Origin of the sequence: Streptomyces sp. NBC_00820 (genome assembly GCF_036347055.1) — a bacterium.
Lineage (GTDB): Bacteria > Actinomycetota > Actinomycetes > Streptomycetales > Streptomycetaceae > Streptomyces.
In genome coordinates this window covers 1,120,397-1,141,367 of record NZ_CP108882.1, presented here as the reverse complement: position 1 = coordinate 1,141,367, position 20,971 = coordinate 1,120,397, and the positions used below count along the sequence as shown (strand labels likewise).

The 20,971-nt window shown below is 67.5% G+C and carries 23 protein-coding genes and 1 pseudogene; 12 read left to right on the top strand and 12 right to left on the bottom strand.

The features are described 5' to 3' along the window. Positions 1-207: 207 nt before the first annotated feature. The 8 genes and pseudogenes from OIB37_RS05335 to OIB37_RS05300 all read right to left on the bottom strand — a co-directional run bounded on the left by OIB37_RS05335 (position 208) and on the right by OIB37_RS05300 (position 5,268). Positions 208-627 carry an Asp23/Gls24 family envelope stress response protein gene (locus OIB37_RS05335; protein ID WP_330456355.1) on the bottom strand — a complete coding sequence of 140 codons (420 nt, stop codon included), beginning with the start codon at positions 625-627 and terminating at the stop codon, positions 208-210. Next, entirely contained in the window at positions 624-791 is a 168-nt protein-coding gene (locus OIB37_RS05330; RefSeq protein ID WP_330456354.1) for a hypothetical protein, read from the bottom strand. Before OIB37_RS05330 ends, OIB37_RS05335 begins: the two co-directional genes overlap by 4 nt. A 74-nt stretch (positions 792-865) precedes the next feature. Then, positions 866-1,342, bottom strand: coding sequence for an Asp23/Gls24 family envelope stress response protein (locus tag OIB37_RS05325; protein ID WP_330456353.1), 477 nt, complete (start codon positions 1,340-1,342; stop codon positions 866-868). Between the two features lie 694 nt (positions 1,343-2,036). After that, positions 2,037-2,471 (bottom strand): annotated as a pseudogene (locus tag OIB37_RS05320) (hypothetical protein); the annotation flags it as partial. Further along, on the bottom strand, positions 2,354-2,860 hold the full coding sequence (locus tag OIB37_RS05315) for a methyltransferase (protein ID WP_443058115.1): 507 nt from the start codon (positions 2,858-2,860) through the stop codon (positions 2,354-2,356). The gene OIB37_RS05315 and the pseudogene OIB37_RS05320, both read right to left, overlap by 118 nt. A gap of 293 nt (positions 2,861-3,153) precedes the next feature. Next, positions 3,154-3,369 carry a hypothetical protein gene (locus OIB37_RS05310; protein ID WP_330456352.1) on the bottom strand — a complete coding sequence of 72 codons (216 nt, stop codon included), beginning with the start codon at positions 3,367-3,369 and terminating at the stop codon, positions 3,154-3,156. A 102-nt stretch (positions 3,370-3,471) separates the two neighbouring features. Then, on the bottom strand, positions 3,472-4,440 hold the full coding sequence (locus OIB37_RS05305; RefSeq protein WP_330456351.1) for an SRPBCC family protein: 969 nt from the start codon (positions 4,438-4,440) through the stop codon (positions 3,472-3,474). Between the two features lie 3 nt (positions 4,441-4,443). After that, positions 4,444-5,268, bottom strand: coding sequence for a histone protein (locus OIB37_RS05300; RefSeq protein WP_330456350.1), 825 nt, complete (start codon positions 5,266-5,268; stop codon positions 4,444-4,446). 248 nt (positions 5,269-5,516) lie between these two features. Here OIB37_RS05300 and OIB37_RS05295 point away from each other — a divergent pair, with 248 nt between their 5' ends. The 8 genes from OIB37_RS05295 to OIB37_RS05260 are packed head-to-tail and all read left to right on the top strand — an operon-like array spanning position 5,517 to position 9,259. Beyond that, positions 5,517-5,870: a gas vesicle protein GvpO gene (locus OIB37_RS05295; protein ID WP_330456349.1), complete on the top strand. Its 354-nt coding sequence runs from the start codon at positions 5,517-5,519 to the stop codon at positions 5,868-5,870. A 35-nt stretch (positions 5,871-5,905) separates the two neighbouring features. Beyond that, positions 5,906-6,403 (top strand): gas vesicle protein GvpJ, encoded by a 498-nt coding sequence (gene gvpJ, locus OIB37_RS05290; protein ID WP_330456348.1) that lies wholly within the window; start codon positions 5,906-5,908, stop codon positions 6,401-6,403. Positions 6,404-6,406: 3 nt separating this feature from the next. Then, positions 6,407-7,120, top strand: coding sequence for a GvpL/GvpF family gas vesicle protein (locus OIB37_RS05285; RefSeq protein WP_330456347.1), 714 nt, complete (start codon positions 6,407-6,409; stop codon positions 7,118-7,120). Between the two features lie 19 nt (positions 7,121-7,139). Next, positions 7,140-7,391 (top strand): gas vesicle protein GvpG, encoded by a 252-nt coding sequence (locus OIB37_RS05280; protein ID WP_330456346.1) that lies wholly within the window; start codon positions 7,140-7,142, stop codon positions 7,389-7,391. A gap of 30 nt (positions 7,392-7,421) precedes the next feature. Next, positions 7,422-7,823: a gas vesicle protein gene (gene gvpJ, locus OIB37_RS05275; RefSeq protein ID WP_330456345.1), complete on the top strand. Its 402-nt coding sequence runs from the start codon at positions 7,422-7,424 to the stop codon at positions 7,821-7,823. Between the two features lie 4 nt (positions 7,824-7,827). After that, the gene (locus OIB37_RS05270) at positions 7,828-8,628 is read left to right on the top strand and encodes a GvpL/GvpF family gas vesicle protein (RefSeq protein WP_330456344.1); all 801 of its coding nucleotides are present in this window, start codon (positions 7,828-7,830) and stop codon (positions 8,626-8,628) included. Then, entirely contained in the window at positions 8,625-8,849 is a 225-nt protein-coding gene (locus OIB37_RS05265; RefSeq protein ID WP_330456343.1) for a gas vesicle protein, read from the top strand. Before OIB37_RS05270 ends, OIB37_RS05265 begins: the two co-directional genes overlap by 4 nt. A 2-nt stretch (positions 8,850-8,851) precedes the next feature. Continuing rightward, positions 8,852-9,259: a gas vesicle protein K gene (locus OIB37_RS05260; protein ID WP_330456342.1), complete on the top strand. Its 408-nt coding sequence runs from the start codon at positions 8,852-8,854 to the stop codon at positions 9,257-9,259. Between the two features lie 241 nt (positions 9,260-9,500). Here the strand turns inward: OIB37_RS05260 and OIB37_RS05255 are convergent, their stop codons facing one another. Beyond that, a complete protein-coding gene (locus OIB37_RS05255; protein WP_330456341.1) occupies positions 9,501-9,695 on the bottom strand; it encodes a CsbD family protein in 195 nt (64 codons plus the stop codon). A gap of 825 nt (positions 9,696-10,520) precedes the next feature. On the opposite strand from OIB37_RS05255, the gene OIB37_RS05250 reads away from it, so the two are divergent. Both OIB37_RS05250 and OIB37_RS05245 read left to right on the top strand, forming a co-directional pair. Beyond that, entirely contained in the window at positions 10,521-11,312 is a 792-nt protein-coding gene (locus tag OIB37_RS05250; protein ID WP_330456340.1) for a hypothetical protein, read from the top strand. A gap of 306 nt (positions 11,313-11,618) precedes the next feature. Next, positions 11,619-12,182: a hemerythrin domain-containing protein gene (locus OIB37_RS05245; RefSeq protein WP_330461770.1), complete on the top strand. Its 564-nt coding sequence runs from the start codon at positions 11,619-11,621 to the stop codon at positions 12,180-12,182. A gap of 2,673 nt (positions 12,183-14,855) precedes the next feature. Here OIB37_RS05245 and OIB37_RS05240 read toward each other — a convergent pair. Next, entirely contained in the window at positions 14,856-16,280 is a 1,425-nt protein-coding gene (locus tag OIB37_RS05240) for an IS701 family transposase (RefSeq protein WP_330456339.1), read from the bottom strand. A 145-nt stretch (positions 16,281-16,425) separates the two neighbouring features. On the opposite strand from OIB37_RS05240, the gene OIB37_RS05235 reads away from it, so the two are divergent. Both OIB37_RS05235 and OIB37_RS05230 read left to right on the top strand, forming a co-directional pair. Next, a complete protein-coding gene (locus tag OIB37_RS05235) occupies positions 16,426-17,301 on the top strand; it encodes a hypothetical protein (RefSeq protein ID WP_330456338.1) in 876 nt (291 codons plus the stop codon). Then, on the top strand, positions 17,283-17,966 hold the full coding sequence (locus OIB37_RS05230; RefSeq protein WP_330456337.1) for a hypothetical protein: 684 nt from the start codon (positions 17,283-17,285) through the stop codon (positions 17,964-17,966). Before OIB37_RS05235 ends, OIB37_RS05230 begins: the two co-directional genes overlap by 19 nt. 61 nt (positions 17,967-18,027) lie before the next feature. On the opposite strand, the gene exaC is transcribed toward OIB37_RS05230, so the two are convergent. Then, entirely contained in the window at positions 18,028-19,551 is a 1,524-nt protein-coding gene (gene exaC / locus OIB37_RS05225) for an acetaldehyde dehydrogenase ExaC (protein WP_330456336.1), read from the bottom strand. A gap of 57 nt (positions 19,552-19,608) precedes the next feature. Continuing rightward, positions 19,609-20,943: a GAF domain-containing protein gene (locus tag OIB37_RS05220; protein WP_330456335.1), complete on the bottom strand. Its 1,335-nt coding sequence runs from the start codon at positions 20,941-20,943 to the stop codon at positions 19,609-19,611. Between the last annotated feature and the right edge of the window lie 28 nt (positions 20,944-20,971).

Sequence of the window (20,971 nt, the reverse complement as noted above, 5' to 3'; positions counted from 1 at the left end):
CGCCGTGCGTCAGGATCGTCCGCCGCCGGCTGTGCCGGAGGAGTGGCGGGGTCGGATGGCTCGGGCTCTGACGGCTCCTGAGTCGGAGACACCGGGTCCTGGGGCGCCCAGGACGCGCTGCCGTGGCCGGGAGGGCCTGGTTCGGGTGTCATGCCAGTCCTCCTTGATCATCAATGTGTCCGGCGGCCCGGGGGGAGTGCCGGGTGGTTACCGGACCCGTCCCCGGCGCGCGTCGGAGGACGGCACCAGTCGCCGGACCGTGAGGGTGACCTCGCCCACGCGCAGACCGGTCAGCCGCGCCACCTGTTCGGCGACATCGTGCTGTATCCGCTCGCAGACCAGGGGAATGTCGATGGGGTAGGGAAGGTCCAGGTCCAGGTGCACGCGGACCGATCCAGTGTGGTGGACGGCCGCGGAGGCGCTTGGCGGCGCCGATCCGCCCGGGTCGGGCGGGAGGGCAGCGCGCTGGGACTGGGCCACGCGCGCCGCCCTGGCGGCGATCCGGCCGACCGCCTTGTCGCGGATCACGGTGGCGCCCCGCTCGGCCGGGGGCGGCAGCTCGATGCGTTGCGCCGGCGGGTCGGCGTCGCCGTCGGTGAACGTGACCGAGCCCGGGCCGGTGGTCACTGCCGCCTCCGGCTGTGGAGGTCGAGGTCGCCCTGCACGACGAGGCCGACTGTCAACCCCACCGCGCCCAGGACAAGGACCAGGAGAAACGCCCAGAAGCCGCCGAAATAGGCGGCGAAACCCAGGGCCATGCCGGCCCCGAGGCCCGCAGTCGCTGCATTCATCTCGCATGCTCCCAACTCGTCAGAGCCGCCTGCTGATCACCGCTTACGTGCTGATGCGGCGGTGTGCCGGCGGATCACTTCACGCGGCCCTCACCAGATGCGGACTCGTCCTCCTCGTCGGGCAGGTGAACGTCGTCAACGGCGATGTTCACCTCGACGACCTCCAGGCCCGTCATCCGCTCCACCGCGCCGATCACGTTGGACCGCACGTCACCTGCCACGTCGACGATCGAAACGCCGTACTCGACGACAAGGTCGAGGTCGACGGCGGTCTGCCGCTCCCCGACCTCGACCTTGACTCCCTGGGTGACGCTGCTGCCGGTGCCGGGGACACGGTCCCGCACGGCACCGAAAGCGCGCCCCATAGCCCCGCCCAGGGTGTGGATGCCCGGTACCTCTCGGGCGGCCATGCCCGCGATCTTGGCCACCACGCCGTCCGCGATGGTGGTCCTCCCCCTGGTCTCCGCCGGAGCCCCGGCTCCGGTTCGGCCCTTCAGCGCGCTCACGCCCGCATTGGGCCGGTTGCCGATGCTGGTGCTGTTCTCCGTCATGGCGGTCGCCTCGATCGGTAGGCCGGGCACCGGATGATGCCCGTCGAAAAACTTGGCACCCCCTCGGGGCCCTGAGGGCCGACTCATCCACACGCATGCGACGTGACGCGCACCTAGCAAGGTACGGGTACCCACGCATTCCGAGCCGCGAACAGGAACGCATGAACGAAGGCAAACAAACCGGCTTCCCGCCTTTGGTGCAGGACGCGTCGCCTCGTCCCGGGGATACCGTCGCCGAACCCGCGACGGGCGACGCGCCGGAGTGCGCCCGCCCACACGACGGAACAGGGCTTGCCGTCGACCTCGGCTGACGGTGCTCCAGTCGATCCGGCCAGCCAGATCGAGTGCCGCGGTGTAAGCGGCGGGGCACGCGGAGTACCCGCGTCACCAGCTGGGCGAATCGGTCCATCCCGGTATCGGAGGTGGCCGACAGACCGGCCAGACGCAACACCCGCTGCCGCGCGGCGCCGGGGCCCGGCTCCGTTTCGGGTTTCCGGATCTGCTCCACCATCTGTCCTCCGGCACCACCTCCCCGACGGCTCCCCAACGGCATCGTGGAACAGCGGGGCCGCCATGACCGGTCGTGCGCAGGCAGCAGGGGCACGACGTCGAAGACCGAGTCCGGTTCCACGCGCACGCGCGGCCCCGTACGCGGCGATGGCTGGTATCGCCCGGCTACGTCGGCAGGTACAGCGAACTCCACCGCGACCATGGCGGCTTTGGCCCGTCCGCGCAGCCGGGGGATGACCCAGGCGTGCGGATCCGCCTCCTTGAGGTGGTAAAGCGAGCGCAGCGCCGCGTATTTACGCAGCTGTCCGAGACTGCCCCGGTCCCGGAGGAAGTGGGAGACGCTGCCGTCGTCGCCGACCGGTTCGAGCTGGAGTTCGTCCAGTGCCTGCGTGGCCGTCGTCGTGCCGCCGACCGGCACGTCAGCGCGCAACGCGCCGAGGAAACGGGACTCGAGCGCGCCGCGGCGGGCCAGCAGGTCGTTGTTCCACTCGAGGTCGTCGTTCACACCCTCGAAGCCCTGGTAATGCAGCTCGTAGAGGTCCCCGTCGGCCGCAGGACGGCCGGTGCGGTGTCGCAGATGCGGTCGATCAACAGGCGGCCGTCCGCTCCGGCGTCCCATGCCCTGGACCGGCCCCGGGGCGCAACGTGGGCAGGAGTCGGCACGTAGGGCGGGTTCGTGACCACGAGGTCGAACCGGCACCCCGGGACGGCCGATGCCAGGTCACCGTGGTGCACGCGGACGGTCTGTCCGTTGAGCAGCGCGTTGAACCAGGCGGTGGCGACCGCTCCCCAGGAGATGTCCACCGCGGTGACACGGCCGCCGAGCCGGGCTGCCTCCACCGCGAGCACGCCGCTGCCGGTGCCCAGGTCCAGCACATCCGTCCGGCTCGTGATCCCCTCACGTCGCATCGCCCGCCCCAGGAGCCGGGTGTCAGCCTGGGGAGCGTACACGCCCCAAGGGACCCAGCAGCGGAGCCGCGGGAAGGCGGTGAGGGTTCCGGCCGTCATCGCAATGCCTTCGCAGCCAACGCAGTCATGACCCCGGCCGCGCCCGTGGGGGTGTTCTCGAGAGGGTGGTCGATGAAGCTGGTCTTCACGGTTGCTCCGGACACGAGGGACGTACGAACGGCGTGTCGGCACGGAACGGACACGTCGCACGAGTACCCGCAGGTGACAGACGTAGCGGGGGCCGGGACGGGACGGGACTTCACATGGCCGCCATGCCACCTGAGGGGTACGTCAGCGGACTCGTGGAGAGCGAGCTGAGCAGCTCCAGGTCCGTCGGCGCGAGATTAAGTCGGTCAGGTCGCGGTCACCACGCCGGGAGCGTCCAGCAGCGCGATGCCCGCCGCTTCGAGCGCCTCGTCCGCGCGACCCAGCCGCTCAAGGCGCTGCCGTGCCGGAATACTTCGGCCAGGCTGGCCGAAGTTGGGGGCGCCCAGCCTGCTGATCTGGATGTCCAGGCAGGCGACCTCGCCTCTGAGGTCCAGCGCCAGCCCGGGAAGAGAGGCCGCCACCGCGTTCAGTGACGGCTTCTCCAGGCCGAGGACGCTAGCCGCACTCCCCGCCCGGCGAAGGCGCGGGGCAAAGGGACTTGCCGCACGGTGGCTCCCGCGCAGTCACTCGTCTTCCTCTTCCTCGTCTTCCTCTTCCTCGTACTCATCTTCGTCGGGGTTTTCCTCTTCGTCGCGCTCTTCTTCCTCGTCTTCTTCCTCGTCTTCTTCCTCTCCGTTTTCCTCGACCTCTTCGCTCCCGTTCGCCGCTTCCTCTTCCTCCATTGCTTCCTCGTGGGACAGGACTACCTCGCCGTCGCGAATTTCCCCGCGCCATCCTTCGACGTCCTCGTCGGCGAAGGTGACATACCGCTGGAAGTTCTTGAAGTCCAGCCGCATGCGCCGTCCTTGGGCACGCCAGATGTTGCCGGTCTTCTCAAAGAAGCCCGAGGGGTAGTACTCGACGACGAGTACGATGCGTGTCAGGTTGGGCGTGAGTTCATGGAAGCTGACGCAGCCGTGGGTGGTGCCCTTCGCGCCCTCGGAGGTCCACACGATCCGTTCGTCCGGCACTTGTTCCTGAACGGTGGCTTTCCAGCCACGTGTCGAGGGACCGACCTTCACCTTCCAGTCGCTGGTGACCTCATCGCTCTGGGAGACACTGCGGACCCCCTTGGTGAACCCGCTGAACTTGTCGTACTGGGTCCAGTAGTCGTAAGCAGTGCGAATCGGCACGCCCACATCCAGCACTTCGACGATGTTCATCACCTTCGTGCTGCCGGACCCGCTCTTGCCGCCGCCGAAAACGCCCTTGACTTTGCCGAGCACGCTGTCCTTGATGCCCTTGGCCTTCTCACTGACGATCGCCTTCAGCGGGGAGTCCCCGTGGAGCATGCGTCCGCCGACACCGGCGAGGAACCCGCCGCCACCGCCCTCGGCTGTGTCGAGGAGTTGGTCGGTCAGATCCGTCAGTTTTTCACCGGCCTTGTCGACGAGATGCTCTGCCTGGGCGCCGAGATAGTCGACGAGCTCGTCGCGCAGCATGTCCAGGCCCGAATCCACTCCGCGGTCGGCGGTTCGGTCGTTGCCTCCCATGACCTACCTCCGCCGCGCAGCGGTCTTCTTGGCAGTTGACTTCCTTGCGGGAGCCGCCCTCTTGGAGGGGGTCTTCTTCGCTGCTGTCTTCTTGGAGGCGGCCTTCTTCGCGGGGGCCGGCGACTTCTTCGCTGCGCGCTTCTGCGCAGTCTTCTTGGCCGGTGCCGCCTTCGCAGCGGTCTTCCTGGGCGAGGTCTTCTTCGCCGGTTCCCTCGTCTTGGTGGGAGACGCCTTTTTTGCGGGCGCCTTGCGCGGGCGGGGTTCGGCCGCCTGTTTCTTCGCGGCGGCTCGCGCTGGGCGGCGGCGTGGCGGTTCCTCCTCCTCCGGTTCCTCCTCCTCCGGTTCCTCCTCCTCCGGCTCTTCCTCTTCCTCCTCCTCGAACTCCTCCTCGGCCTCTTCCTCGGGCTCTTCCTCTTCCTCCTCCTCGGCCTCTTCCTCGGGCTCTTCCTCTTCCTCCTCGAACTCCTCCTCGAACTCCTCCTCGAACTCCTCCTCGGGCTCTTCCTCCTCCGACTTCTCGCCGAAGTGCAGGGTCCGCTCATGGAGGGAACCGGCGAGATCGGCAAGGCGCCGATCGGCGGTGGCGACGAGCGCCTTGCGTCCCGCGCTCAGCAATTCGCCGCGGACCTGCTCGTTCAGCTCGGCGACCCCTGGAAGTTCTTTGACTCTGTCGAGGCCCTCGACCAGGAGCTGCTGAGGATTGAGCCCGAAACGGCGGCCGGCGAGATACGTCGCCAGAGCGAAGGCAAGACGTGCCTTCTTCGTGCGTCCGAGTACGTAGCCACCTGCGACCGCGGCGGCGAGAGCGATCTTGGTCGTGTCATTCATGAAGCGGTTCCCTTCGAAAAGGGCGCGGGCGGCGAGCCGGGCCAACACCTTCGGCCCAGAACGCGATTGAGAGAGGAGGGATCGCTCGCGGCGTGTCACGCAGCGCGCAGCGCCCTCTTTGGTCGCACATGCGCGTCGGGGACGGTTCAGATGGAGCCCACTGGCGCTAGTGCTGCTTATAACCCTATATGATGAAATGGTATGTTCGCGCGTGGAATCTGGCGTCCGCTCCGACCACCGGAGAGATCATGGCCGCAGCAGAAGAACCAGCTGGGCGGCGCTCCAGCAGCAGTCGAGTCACAGGTCGGCGCGCAACCGGCGACTCCCGGCGAGGCCCCGGTAAGGGGCACGCCGCCTGGGCCATGCGCAGTGCCGCCGATCAGCTGAAGGAACTGCTCGGGCGGCCCCCCGAGTCGGTCTCGGCGTTGAAACCGACGGATGACGGATGGGAGGCCGACGTAGAGGTGCTCGAACTGGAACGAGTCCCCGAAACCACCAGCGTGATGGCCAGCTACCGAGTCACCTTGGACAAGGAGGGCGATCTCGTGGCGTACGAGAGGGTCCGCCGCTACACCCGAGGACAGATCGACCGGCGAGGCTGAGCGACGTCGTTCGGCGGCCGGTGAAGGGAGGCACCATGACCTTGGTGCCGCAAAGTGGAGGTGCTGTCACCCGCGGTGGTGGCGGCAGCAGTAGCAGTCTCTACGACGTCCTGGAACTCATTCTTGACCGCGGACTCGTGATCGATGTCTTCGTCCGCGTGTCATTGGTGGGGATCGAGATACTGAAGATCGACGCTCGCATTGTCGTGGCCAGCGTCGATACGTATCTGCGCTTCGCCGAGGCGTGCAACCGGCTTGATCTCGAAACCGGGAGAAAGGCTCCGGCTCAGCTGACCGACATCGTCGGTGATTCGCTGGAGAGTGGCGCCAGGGGGAAGTCCAAGGGGGCCATCTCCGGCGCCGTGGAAGCAGTCACCGATTCCCTCAAGGGCGTAACCGACCGTGACGCCGAGGATGAGGGCGAGGCGGAGGAAGAGGAAGCGGAGAAGGAGCCCGTGGAGAGGAGACGGCGGCCGGCCCGGCGCGCCACCTCCGCCCGACGGGAGCGGGGATCGACCCGTGAGAAGGAATGAGCCATGGCCGTATACGTCTACACCATTACCGGCAAGCAGCACCCGTTGCGCCTGGACGGTCTGCACGGCGTCGGTGAGTCTGCGGCCGAATTGCGCGTGGTGACTGCCGGGCCGCTGTGCGCCGTGGTCAGTGATGCGCCTGAGGATCTTCGCCCCAAGCGCCGGGACATCAGAGCGCACGAGGAGGTGCAGGATCGGCTCATGGCCGACGGCACCGTGCTGCCTCTGAGATTCGGCCTTCTGGCGGCGGACGACGACGCGGTCCGGACCGCTCTGGAGGAGTGTGTCGATGACTACACGGACAGGCTTCGGGCACTCGCAGGTTGCAGTGAGTACCACCTGAAGGGGTCCCAGGACGAGGAGGCTCTCCTGCGTCAGATCCTCGAGGAGTCGAGTGAGGCGCGGCAGCTCAACGAGGAGATCCGCGCTGGTGCGGCGGACCCCGGCGCCCCTGTCCGCCTCGGTGAACTGGTAGCACGGGAAGTGCAGGTCCGTCAGGAGGCGCTGGCCACGGGTGTGATCGAGGCGCTGCGCCCGTTCGCCCGGGACATCGACACCTCCCAGCCGACCGGACCGGACTTCCTCAGCGTGTCGTTCCTGGTGCCTGATGACCAGGAAGAAGGCTTCCTGACCACGGAGTTGAGCGTCGCCCACCAGCTGGGGGCGGATTTCGACCTTCGGCTCCACGGTCCTCTTCCTCCCTACAGCTTCGTCTGATTCGTCTGAGGAAAACCTCATGGGACTCTTCACACAGCTCGTCACTCTTCCTCTGGCACCGGTGCGCGGCGTCGGATGGGTGGTGGAGCGCGTTCTGGAAGCGGCCGAGGACGAGTACTACGACCCGGCACCTGTCCATCGAGCCCTCGCCGACCTCGAGCAACGGCTGCTCGCCGGTGAGATCGACGAGGAGACGTTCGACCAGCGCGAGGACGAACTGCTCGACCGACTGGAGGAGATCCGGGCCTACCGGCAGGGCGAACAGCCCTGATCCGGCACGAGGGAACACGAGGCCACCACAGTGACTGATCCATTCGCCGGCAGGCTCGGCTCCCCTTCAAGGGCGGCGCCGCCGTATGCGCAGGGCTCCTCCGCCAACCTTGCCGACATTCTGGAGCGGGTGCTTGACAAGGGCATCGTGATCGCGGGCGACATCCAGATCAACCTCCTCGACATCGAACTGTTGACGATCAAACTCCGTCTGCTGGTCGCCTCGGTCGACAAGGCGAAGGAAATGGGCATCGACTGGTGGGAGCACGATCGCTACCTGTCGTCAGGGAGCAAGGGGGAGGGCGAGCGGGCACTCACCGAGGAGAATCGGCGGTTGAGGGCCGAACTGGATGCACTGCGGCACACGGAGGCACTCCCCCGATACGAGGAGGAGCCGCGCGACAGCCGCCGGGGACGTGCCCGCGATGAATGACCTCATGACCTACGTGTATGCCGTGGCGCGCGCCACCGATGGCTTGGAGGAGTTCTCCGCCTCACTTGAGGGCGTGGCCGGTGCTCCGGTCCGCCTGGTGCCCGACAGCCACGGCACCTTGGCGTTCGTGGTGAGTCACGTTCCCGCTGAGGACTTCCAGGAGGAGGCCCTCAAGCGACATCTCGAGGACCTTGACTGGCTCGAGGCGATCGCCCGCGCGCACCACGGAGTCGTCGAGGCCCTCGCCATGCACACGACCCTGCTTCCCCTGCGTCTGGCAACCGTGTACCTCGACGACGCCAGGGCGCGGGACGTCCTGGATGCCGGGCGGGCACAGTTCGCGCAACGGCTTGCCCGACTGGTCGATCACGTCGAATGGGGGGTGAAGATCTATGTGGAGCCGTCGGCGGCCCCAGCTGCGCCCGAACCCAGCCGGATGGCGGATCTCACCCCGGGGCGCTCATACCTGCGCGACCGCAGGCACCAGCGGAGTCTGCGCGACAGCGTCTACCAGGCGGCCCAGCAGGCCGCCGAGACGATCGAGGCGGCGGGGCGCAGGCTGGCCACCGAGAGGGCGTGCCACCGGGTGCAGCAGGGCGCCCTCGCCGGCCCGTCGGGTGAGAACGTCGTCAACGATGCATACCTCGTACCGAGGGAGAACTGCGAGGAGTTCCGCGCCGAGGTCACGCATGCTGCCGATGGGCTGCAGGGCGTTCGGGTGGAAGTTACCGGGCCATGGGCGCCGTACTCTTTCGTCTTGTCGCCCGCCGAGACGGACGACGCGTCGACGGGCACGGGGCCATGACCGCGCCCGGCCCGTCGTCCTCGGTAGATCCGTTGCCGCAGCGGCAGGTGGCTCTCATCGATCTGCTGGACCGCCTGCTGAGCGGTGGGGTCGTCCTCACCGGTGACGTGGTGCTCTCGATTGCCGACATCGATCTCGTGCGTATCTCGCTGCGGGCATTGATCGTCTCCATCAGCGCGCAGAACCCCTCACCTTTTCGCCGCGACGACGACGCGAGGTGAACATGGCGGCTGAAGAGACGGGGCGACCGGAACGCCGCTACGAAGAGATCGCGCAGGCCGCTGAGAGGGCTTTCCGCCTGCTGCCTGCCGCGCCTGGCGATCTACCGCCGCCGGGCGGTCGATCGCATTCACCGAGCCGGCGGATCAGCTGCGATCCCGACACCGTCGAGCGGGACCTCATCAGGCTGGTCCTCACCCTGGTGGAGCTCCTACGTCAGCTCATGGAGCGTCAGGCGCTGCACAGGGTCGACCAGGGAGATCTCACCGAGGAGGAGGAAGAACGCCTGGGAACGACGCTGATGGTCCTGCATGACCGAATGAACGACCTGTGCGCCCAGTACGGGCTGAGCATGGACGACCTCAATCTCGACCTCGGTCCGCTCGGCACGCTGCTACCGCCGGCCGACTGATGCGGTCGCGCCATGGGGCCCGTCCCGTGCCCGGTAGGTTGGCGGTGACGAGCCCTACTTTGGGGAAGACTTCCCCGGGTCGTCAGCACCGGCACTGCCGCCGCCACGGAGGCGTAATTGACGCGGAACGCACGGCCGAATGGGTTCGTTTCGGCCGGCATAGGTATTGAGTCGGAGCATGCGTAGAAAGCATCTCGGCGTGCACGTAGAGTGATCGTGATCTGACGGCGCCCGCCTTCGACTACGGCTTGAAGACGTCCTTCGCCTTGCGCGCACTGCCCTTTGCCTTCTCGCCGGCTTCGCGCAGATCTCCCTTGGATTTCTCGACATGACCCTTCGCCGTCATCTCCTCATTTCCGAGTGCACGGCCGGTTTCTTCCTTGATCTTCCCCTTGGTCTGCTCTGCCTTGGCCTTAATCCGCTTGCTCGTACTCATCTCGGATACGCCCCATCTGTAGGATCCCGACGCTGTCCAGTCTCCCTCATCCTCCGCGAAAAGTCAGGAGAGAGCCACCTGTCCGGTATGAGACATCTTGGCTTTGACTGTCGCGTTGATGGAAACTTGCGCTGCGGTGGGACGACTGCAACAGGGCGCCGAACCCCGACGGCGTAACCCATGTAGGTGAAGGCCGTAATTCTGCATCTCTAATTCGGTTACTTATGGCAGATTGTGTGCGGCCAAAATGGCTGGCCGTCGGCCTTGCACCCGTCGACCCACAGCCGATGGCGCTGGTTCCTGAGGGTGTCGTGTGTCGGCTCACGCCCGACTCGCCCGAGGTGAATCGTGGTGGCGCGAGGCACCCGCTGTCGACGAGAGCGGCGCTTGGGGTCGATGGCTCCGCGCGGCGGGCAGTGGATCCGTCAGCGCTTTCCGGGGGGGAGGGAAGAGGTCGCCCAGCTGGAGCAGGCTGTCACTCGTAGCCACCGTCGACCAGGTGATCGAGGTCCTCGTCGCCCTCTCTCACCAGGCATTCTCTTGGCGCCTGTCGGTCCATGCCGCTGACGGCACCTGACAGTCTGCCCCAGCACGCCCTCGTAGCTCGGTCATGGTCTTCACCTCTTCGCAGGCGAACCGTTTGTTCGACTTCCAGCGTTAAGATCGATTGATCGGTAAGTGAGGCAAGTCGGGGGCTTCGTCTCTATTCTGCTCAGCGGATGGCGTGCGCGGTCGGATGAGAGTTGGTTTCAGCGGTCTGGACACAGTGCGCGATACGGAAATCAAGGGTGATCACCGATGGCATCTGGCAGGGTGGCGGCGACCGTGCGGCAGCAGATTGGCCTGGGCCGTCTCCTCCCACTCGGCGGACCCGAGGACGGTGCTTGGATCACCGAGCGCGCGGTTGACGAGGTGCTGAGCCGCGCGGCTTGCCGAGTGTCGGGGATTCAGCTGGGCACGGTGCGCGTTCGCCTGGCCAACCCGGAAGCGGCGGCGGAGCCCTCTGTTCCGGCACCCTGGTCCGCATTGCCTCCAGGACCGCTGCGCATCGAAGCGGATTTCTCGGCTCGATCCTTGCAACCCCTGCCTGACTCCGCGGAGCAGCTCCGCCAGGCACTGCTCATAGCGGCCCACGAGCGCCTCGGGCTGGTGACGGCTTCGATTGACCTGCACGTGACGGATCTGCTGGACGACCGAGCCCCGGCAGCCGAGGTTACGCCACAGCATCCGTCCCCCGTCGCAGGTGCCGGAACCGGAGCATCTCAAGTCGCAGCTCCCGACCCCGTGCAGCCGTCACCGGGCCAGGGGTCGGTACGAGGACCGGCCGCGTTGCTGGCCAATGTGGCGGCGGCCGTGCCCGGCGTGACACGCCTGGCCACCGTTTCACCGCCCATGCCCCACACCGGGGCAAGACCCGCTCACTCAGTCCGCATCGAAGACAGCAACGACCCCCCAGGCAGACACGTCCAGGTCGAGCTGGCTACCGACGAGACTCATCGTGCTCTGGATGTCGCCCTCGCCGTCCGTACAGCCGTGACCACGGCAGCGGCGGCCGACGCGCCTGGTCCGGTGACCGTCGCCATCCTCGTCACGGCAGTAGAAGCGGCCAAGGGCTGACGAACCTGAGCGGCGAGAGGAACACAAAGTCGGCGGCTTTGCGGGCCTGTTCCATCAGCTCGGTCGGGTCGTGTTCCTCGCACGAAAGGGAGTATCCGAAGTCGGCCACCGCAGCTCCCAGCCGGTCGGTGAGTGCTTGACGCCGGCGGGTACCTGGCTGCCGGCACGTGAAACCGTTCTGCTGCGGCTGCGAGGCATGGTTCCGCACCCCCGCCGGACCCGGTTCGATCCTTCGCGGGAGGGGCACTCGAGCTGCGCGGCGGACCGGCTCGGAGCCGCCATCGGACTTCTGCTGCAGGTGTGACAATAGGTCACGGTGGGAACGTCATCGACGAGCTGGTCACTGACCACCAAGAAGTCGAGGAGATCTTCCGGCGCATTGCAGCGCTGCCGCCCGGCGACAAGGAGCGCAAGACGTACGCCGATCTGGCCACGATGGAACTCATACGGCACTGTGTCGCTGAAGAGGAATACCTCTCTCCGGCCGTGCGTGACTACGTAGCGAACGGGGGCGCCCTCGCCGACGAGGAGCTGAAGGACCACGCCAGGGCGGAACAGATCATGGAGGATCTCGCGAGCCACGAGGCCGTCGAGGCGCAATTCGACCGGCTCATCAGCGTGGTGATAATCGAGATCCGTGCGCACATGGCGGACGAGGAGGGCAGGCTCTTCCCGAGGCTGCGTGCCGCGTGCTCCGAGGACACCCTCGACGAACTGGGCGACAAGGCCCGGCGCGCGAAGGAGGCCGCCCTGATTCGTTCGCATCCATCGGCACCAGGCGCCTCCCCTGGGAACAAGCTGCTGGCCCCGGATACGGGGCCGATCGACCGGATGCTCTGCGCGCTCACGGGCCGCGGCAAGCAAGACTGAGGTCGAGGCGCTCGCGGGTACGAGGATTCCCAGGGCGAGCGGCCGGCCAGGTCTCAACCGCGTTCGGCAGCCCGCCGCAGAGGCATCGTGCCAGACGCAGCCGGCTGGTTTCGGTCAGGTCGCATTCGAGGTCGAGCGCATCGACGGGGCGTTCAGTCAGGGCTGGAGTGTTCTGGTGGGGGCATCCTGGCGTCTGCAGCGCCGCCTCCGTGCCGCCCTCGACGACGGCGGACAAGGCGACTGTGGATATGCAACGATCCCCACAGCATCACCGGGCGCCGCATCACTGTGCGACAGGGCGCTTCCGGCGCACTGAACCGGGGTCTGGACTCTCACCAGCAGTGTGGTGCCCTCTGGCCGCGTGCCCCACTGCGCCCAGGACCCAGAGGATGAGCCCGATGATCAGGAGGACGATTCCTATCGTCCGTAGGATGCCGATTCCGCCGAAGAATCTGACGACTAGCTGGATGATCCTGAGAATGATCATGATGACCTCCAGGGCGATGAGCCCCTCCTACGTGGCAGCTACCCCTCCAAGAGGGACGGCACACCGGTAGCAGGGGGACCCCCAGGACACATACAGCGCGTCACGTCGGTCACCGAACCGACGACGTCAGCGATCGGTTCGAGTCGTGCCAGTCTTGTGGCTCATGACATCCGAGCGGGCCTGCACCCCTGAGTGAAGGCATTCGCCGCTGCCGTGCGGCGCAGCGTTTCGAGCGTCTCAACCTGGTTCCGTGCGCGGACCAGCAGGTCCCTCAGCTGTGCCTCATCCAGCCGAGCGTTCCCCGGAGCCAGCACGAGCAACGTCTGCCACAGCAGTGTCTTTCCCTCTACTCCCAACCGCAGGGTCTCGAGCTCCTCCACCGCATCCAGGCCAGTGCTCCGGTGAAGGACACCACTCGGCTTCACACGTCGTGCCCGCCGTGCCCTCTCTGCCGCCCACCCTGCGTAGATCTTGCGGCGGCGGATGGGCACACCAGCTCCGTCCATGATGCGGAGAAGTATCCTTCGGTCCTCGGCGATCTCGCCTGCAATGCGCTTAAGGTCGGGACCGTGGGGAGTACGTCGATGCCGTCGAGCCAGGTGTCGGGCCAGAACGACACCAGAGGTGGCTACGGCCAGATGGTCGTTCATATAGATGCTGAGCATGTGGCGATGCACCGTCGTGAGCCCTCTCTCGGCTGGCGTCAGCCGCCTACGGTGTACCGGCGTCGGGCTCGAATTCAGCAGGATCCCGCTGACTGGGCGCATAACGGAGCATCTCGCCGCCGACCCGCGCAGGGCGACCTGTCGGCACGCAGGGTGCCCTGGCCCCCAGCCTCACCCAGACCGCTTTCCAACGCATCTGGACTCGGTACACCTGGCACCCTCTGCTGCGAGGTAACAATCATCTGCCCGGCACCCGGGATGAGGCAGTCCATGAGCTCGGACCAGCACATGGGCACGCTCGGGCTCGCCGAGATCGAGCAGGCGCTGTCCGGAGTCCACCAACAGGTCGGCGGGAGACATTCCTCGTTCACGGCCCAGGACTGTCAGCCACGACGTGGTCGTGGACAGCTGTTCGGGCGACCTCCTGAGAGCCATTACCAAGATCAACGATTACCGTGCCCGCGCTGTGGAGCCTGGTCCAGCCGGGTGCACGGCGCCTGTCTGCGGCTTCCTGCCGATCTCCCCAGCGAGGCACGGCACGTGGTGCTCTGCTTGCATGTCGGCGTTTCGCTTGCGCGGAAGCCTCGTGTGAGCGGCGGACTTTCGCCGAGCAGGTCCCGGGGCTGACCCGTCGACACAACCGATGGACCGAACGGCTGCGGTCCGCACTGACAATCTGCCCAGCATGCACACCTTCACCAATCGCGGGTCTCACTCTGCCCCGGAACTCAGACATCATCGAAGACCCAAAGATCAAATCAGCGTGTTGATTCCCGGCAAGCCCTTAGTCCGCGATCTTGAAAGCCGCCGTGGCGCGAGTCACCGTGGGTTCAAATCCCACGCCTTCAGCGCAGGTGGAAGGCCCCTGACCAGCAAACGTAGGTCAGGGGCCTTCGCCGTGCGCGATCCCCGTTGACGACCGCGATTCCCCGTGAGTTCCCGGTATATCGGGCACGGATGGGGCACGGCCGCGGACAGGCTTGGAGGTCGGCCGCACCCCGAGCTCTCGACACTGAACCTCGGCTGTCCTGCGGCGTGAGGGTGGTCCCTGGAGGCCGCCTCGAGCTGTCTTCGTCCGCTGCTGTTGGTGTCAGCCGCTGGTTCAGGCATCAGTGGGGCGCTTGGCGGTCGCCTGGATAGGGAGTAGCGGCTCAACGAAAGCGCTCGGCGCTGCCCTGCCACGGCGCACGACCGCCGGGGTTCCGGCCCCGCCGTGATCCTCGAGACCCGCGGGACCTCGTCCGTCCACGATCGCCGCACCGCGCAGGGTGGTTTTGCCCCCCGCCTCAAGGGCACACGACCAGTAAGACTCCGTGGAGGTACCGAGATGAGTGCCGGAGAAAGAGCCAAGGCAAAGGCCGAACAGGTCGTTGGGAAGACCGTGCGGAAGGCGGCCCACGCGGTGCACAAAAGAACCCTCGAAGCGAAAGGCGCCGCACTCGAAGCACGGGGCATGATGCGGGGCGCGAAAGAGCGGACCAAGGGGTCCTAGCGGTGGTTTGTTAAACGGGGGTGTAGAGATCAAGTGGGTGGCCTGCGCCGACGGCGTTGATCAGGGCTTGGAGTTCGGGTGGCGGGGGTGCGTTGGTCCAGGCTCGCCAGCAGCGTTGGAGGGTGGTCCAGGGGTCGAGCCAGGCCCGGACGGCGCGGATCGCCTTGGGCCAGCTGGCCGTTTGGGGCTGGTGGGGTCTGCCTTGGCCCCCTCTCAGCCGGTCCCGCCGGAGTTGCGGCCGGCGGGGCCGCGGGGACAAGGGCGAGTTCCCGGTCCGGTAGTTGAGCGAACCAGGTGTCCCAGCAGAACGAGAAGGCGCAGGTGACCAGGGTCTGGTGGCGGCGGATGGCGGTGTCAGAGCGGACCTGGAAGTCGGCCCAGCCGAGTTCGTCCTTGACCTGCTTGTAGCTTTGCTCGATCCAGTGCCGGATGCCGTAGATCCGGACGACTTCGTGCAGGTCAGCGGCAGGTTCGGGGCTGTCGGCCTCGCGTGGGCCGCCGGGGCGGGGCAGGTCGGTGGCCAGGTACCAGGTGGCTTGTGCGGGCAACGTGGTCGGGTCTGAGGTCGTCACGACCAGGCGGACGTTTCCGTCGGGTCCCCACCAGCCGAGGTGGGCATCGGCGGCCCACCAGTTCTCGGTGTGCCCGTCGCGGAAGGTGCGCTCGACCGGGGTCCAGTCGCCGGGATGTTCGGGGTCCGTCCAGGTCAGGGCGCGGGCGGCGTCGGCGGGGGTGTAGGTGTCCTTGCCGTAGGCCCAGGTGCCGTGGCTCGGTTTGAGGGCCATGACGAACGGCAGCCCCGCCGCGTCGAGTTGCCTGCGGAAGCCGTCCTGGTCGCCGTAGGCGCAGTCGGCGGCCACGGCTCGGAAGGCCACCCCGGCAGCCTTCGCGGTGCGGGCCAGCTCTGCGGCGATCTGCAGCTTCGTGCGGAAGTCAGGGTCGCTCTTGCCCTTGGGGAAGTGATGGGCGGGGCTGTAGGGCACGGCGTGAAGCGGGTAGTAGAGGTTCTCGTCGGCCCAACAGGTGGTCACCGTGACGATGCCGTTGTCGGTCTTGCCCAGCCGGCCCAGCCACTGCCGGCCGATGTACGCCGTCGCCTTCCCGTCCTTGCGGTCCCCCGAGTCGTCGATCACCAGCACCCCGCCCGGGTGCGGCGCGGTCGCTGGATCGGCCAGCAGCAACTCCACCCTGCGGGAATTGACCCGCTCGTGGTCCCACGTCGACTCGGACAGGAAGAACTGGAGCCGCTGCACCGCCGGGTGCTGGGCACCGACCACCGGCTCGGTGCCTGCCAGGCAGGTCAGCGTCTTGTTGCGGTCCCGCGGCAGCAGCAGCCCCGCGAGGTACTCCCGGAACCCGCGGCGCTGTGCCAGTGTGGAGAAGAGGTCATCGAAGCGTGCGGCGTAGGCTTCCAGCGGGCCCGGAGCAGGCGGACACGGCACACGACGGGTCATCACGAGCTCCCAGGCGGCGAGGCAACGTTCCTCTGCTACCGGCCTACTGCGGACCTGAGCCGCCGTCAACAAACCACCGCTAGCGGAAATCCGGATGAGCCCATCGGCCTTCTACCGCCTACGCGCTCGCGGTCAGGCACCCCGAATGATCAAGCTGCCCAATGGTGAACTGCGCTGTCGCCGCGCCGACTTGGATGCATGGCGGGATGTGTGCGAAAGGGATATGCGCGAGCGGCCCGACCGCCGCAAGGGATTTGAGGTTCGTTGGACGGTCAACGGGCGTGAGAAGTCCGAGTCCTTCCTCACCAAGGGACTGGCGGAGAGCCGTCGCGCCAAGCTCATGACCGCCGCTCGCGAAGGCGAACCCTTCGATACCCGGATGGGTCTGCCGGCCTCCGAACTCCGAGCCCTGAAGCAGCGGACCACTTGGTACGTCCTGGCCCGGGAGTACATCGAGCAACGGTGGGACCGAACACCAGGGAACACGCGACGCACGCTGGCAGATGCGTTGGCGACCATCACGCCAGCCTTCGTTGAACCAGGAGCCAGCTACCGGGAGCCCCGCGTGCTGCGGCGAGCCCTCTACTCGTGGGCCTTCAACAAGAACGCCTGGAAGGCCGATTCGTCAGAAGAGTGGCAGACGGCATTGGACTGGCTGCAGCGCCACTCCCTGTCTGTAGGCGAGTTGGATGATCCCGATGTGCTGCGGCGTGGCCTCGACGCACTGTGCCGGAAGGTCGACGGAACGGCCGCTGCCGCGAAGACCGTGAAGCGAAAGAGGGCTGCGGTCAACGAGGTGTTTGGTGTAGCCGTTGAACGCGGATACTTCGCGCAGAACCCGCTGAGCGGTCTTCGCTGGACGGCGCCGGAAGTCGCCGATGAAGTCGATCCTGACTGCGTTCCGAACCCGGCTCAGGTTGCCCGATTGCTTTCCGCAGTGAGAGCTCTACCCGGCCGTGGCCCTCACCTGTATGCCTTCTTCGGCTGCTGTACTACGCCTCCATGCGCCCAGCCGAGGTGATCCATCTGCAGAAATCCCAGTGCCGTCTGCCAGCGAGTGGCTGGGGCCTTCTGAACCTGAAGGGCGGCGTCGTGACTGCCGGTAAGGAGTGGACGGATGACGGCGCCGTCCACGAGATCCACTCCCTGAAACGGCGGGCAGCCAAGGCGACACGCCCGGTGCCGATTCCTCCAGTGCTCGTCCGTATGTTGCGCGAACACATACGAAGCTTCGGTGTTGCACCCGACGGACGCCTGTTCCGCAACGCAGCGGGGAACTACATCGACGCCTCGGCGTACGGCATCACCTGGGGGCGAGCACGTGAGACTGTTCTTACGATTGACGAGCACGCCCTTGACCTGGCGAAGCGTCCCTACGACCTGCGCCACGCCGGCATCTCGTTCTGGTTGGCCTCCGGCGTCGACCCCGCGGAGTGTGCGCGCCGGGCTGGTCAGAGCATCCAGGTCCTCTTCCGCTACTACGCCAAGTTCCTGGCTGATGCGCGGAACCACGCCAACACCCTGATCGAAGACTCCATGCGGCGATGGGAGGAGGCGACGGACGATGATGACGCGGAGAGCGCCTTAGCGGGATCTTGGCCCGGAAATGCCCCGGAACTGCTGGTCAGAGCCGGGATACGGGTGGGAGATATCGGGAGTAAGGGCGTGTTTCGACTCGCTGCTTAGATGTGCACCGAGAAGGGCGCCTGCCGGGCATCTGCCCTGGTCAGGCGCCCCTTTTCTGTGTCTAGAAGAAGCCCAGCTTTTTCGGCGAGTACGAGACCAGGAGGTTCTTCGTCTGCTGGTAGTGCTCCAGCATCATCTTGTGCGTCTCGCGGCCGATGCCCGACTGCTTGTAGCCGCCGAACGCCGCGTGGGCGGGGTAGGCGTGGTAGCAGTTGGTCCAGACGCGGCCTGCCTGGATGGAACGGCCCGCGCGGTAGGCGGTGTTGATGTCGCGGGTCCACACGCCGGCGCCGAGGCCGTACAGCGAGTCGTTGGCGATCTTGATGGCGTCGTCGAAGTCGTCGAAGGAGGTCACCGAGACGACCGGGCCGAAGATCTCCTCCTGGAAGATCCGCATGCGGTTGTCGCCCTCGAAGATGGTCGGCTGGACGTAGTAGCCGCCCTTCAGCTCGCCGTCGTACTCGACGCGTTCGCCGCCGGTGAGGAGCTTGGCGCCCTCCTGCCGGCCGATGTCCAGGTAGGAGAGGATCTTCTCCAGCTGGTCGTTGGACGCCTGGGCGCCGATCATCGTGTCCGTGTCGAGCGGGTGCCCCGGCTTGATCTGGCGGGTACGGGCCACGGCCGCCTCGACGAAGTCGGCGTAGTGACCGCGCTGGACGAGCGCCCGGGAGGGGCAGGTGCACACCTCGCCCTGGTTGAGCGCGAACATCGTGAAGCCCTCGAGGGCCTTGTCGCGGAAGTCGTCGTCGTGCGCCCAGACGTCGTCGAAGAAGATGTTCGGCGACTTGCCGCCCAGCTCCAGCGTGACCGGCTTGATGTTCTCCGAGGCGTACTGCATGATCAGCCGCCCGGTGGTGGTCTCCCCGGTGAACGCCACCTTCGCCACCCGCGGGCTGGAGGCCAGCGGTTTGCCCGCCTCCACGCCGAAGCCGTTGACGATGTTCACCACGCCCGGCGGCAGCAGGTCGGCGATGAGGCTCATCCAGTAGTGGATGGAGGCCGGGGTCTGCTCCGCGGGCTTGATGACGACGGCGTTGCCCGCGGCGAGGGCCGGTGCGAGCTTCCACGTCGCCATGAGGATCGGGAAGTTCCACGGGATGATCTGGGCCACGACCCCGAGCGGCTCGTGGAAGTGGTACGCCACGGTGTCGTCGTCGATCTCGCCCAGCGACCCCTCCTGCGCGCGGATCGCGCCCGCGAAGTAGCGGAAGTGGTCGATGGCCAGCGGGATGTCGGCCGCCAGGGTCTCGCGTACCGGCTTGCCGTTCTCCCAGCTCTCCGCCACCGCGAGCGGTTCGAGATGGGCCTCCATGCGCTCGGCGATCTTCAGCAGGATGTCCGAGCGCTCCGTCACCGACGTACGGCCCCACCCGGGTGCGGCCGCGTGCGCCGCGTCCAGCGCCCGCTCGACGTCCTCCGCGGTGCCGCGCGCGATCTCCGTGAACGGCTGTCCGTTGACCGGCGACGGATTCTCGAAGTACTGCCCCCGGACCGGCGGCACGTACTCACCGCCGATGAAGTGGTCGTAGCGCGCCTGGTAGGAGACGATCGCGCCCTCGGTGCCGGGCGCCGCGTAACGGGTCATGCTGGTCTGCCTCCCGGTGAAGCCGCTGCCCGCCGTTGGGCAGCTTTCGGCGCGAGGCTAGACAGGGGGACGTTGCAGGTACGTTGCACCGCTGGTCGTCAGGGGGCCGCACCCCACTGCCACCCGGTGCCGCGGCCCGCCGGGCACGGCCAGCTCCGCCTCCAGCGCCGCGAGCCGCGCTCGCACGGGTGGCGTCGGCCGCACGGCCGCGAGCGCCCGCCACACCTCCAGGTCGGTCTCGCCCCAGGGCGCGTGCGCCCAGTTCGCCAGCAGGTCCGGGTCGCCGTGGGCGATCAGCGCCCCACGCAGGGCGTCCGCCAGTCGGCGCCGGAGCCGTACGACCGCGGGCGCCTGGGATCCCGGCAGCAGCGGTCCGTCGTACGCTTCCGCCGCCGTCGTGAGCGCACCCGTCTCCAGCCGCCGCTCCACCAACGTGGCGTCGGAATCGATCGCCGCCGTCAGGCGGTACGGCCGTGAGGCCAGTAGCCCCGGCCCCAAGAGGCGCCGCAGTCGGGACAGTTCGGCGCGCAGCGTCACCGGCGTCACCGCTTCGTCCGCGTACAGCGCGCACAGCAGCTCGTCGCCGGTCATGCCCTCGGGATGGCGGGCCAGGAGGACGAGGATCTCGCTGTGCCGGCGGCTGAGTCTGATCCGCCTGCCGTCGTCCAGACGCAGTTCCGCCTCGTCACGTCCCAGCGCGCACAGCAAGTGTGTCGCCTCGGCCCCAGCCGGCGGGGTGAGCAGCGCCAGTTGTGACTCCGCGGCCCGCGCCACGGCCTGCACGAAACCCAGGCTGTGCGGGTGCGCCAGCCCGTTCCCGCCGGTGATGTCGACGGCACCGAGGACCCGGCCGGTGCGTGGATCGTGCACGGGCGCTGCCGCGCAGGTCCACGGCTGGACCCGCCGGATGAAGTGTTCCGCGGCGAACACCTGTACCGGCCGGTCCACCGCCATCGCGGTGCCGGGCGCGTTGGTGCCCATCGCGGCCTCCGACCAGCGCGCCCCCGGCACGAAGTTCATCCGGTCCGCCCGGCGCCGGGTCGTCGGATGCCCTTCGACCCACAGGAGTCTGCCGTGCGCGTCACAGACCGCGAGCAGATGCTCGCCGTCTGCGGCGAACGTGCCCATCAGCTCCCGGAACAGCGGCATCACCCGGGCCAGCGGGTGCTCGGCGCGGTAGGTGCCGAGGTCGCCCTCGGTCAGCTCCACGCACGCGCTGCCGTCGGGCCCCACGCCGGCCCGCGCGCTGCGCCGCCACGACTCCGCCACCACCGACCGCACCGGCCGCGGCACCGTGCCGCCCGTGGTGAACGTCTCGTGCGCCCGGCGCAGCACCCGGGCCCGCTCGGCGGGGTCGGCCCCCGGCTCCAGGGCCACCCACGGATCGGTCAACTCGGCCTCCCCGGACGGTGAAACGACG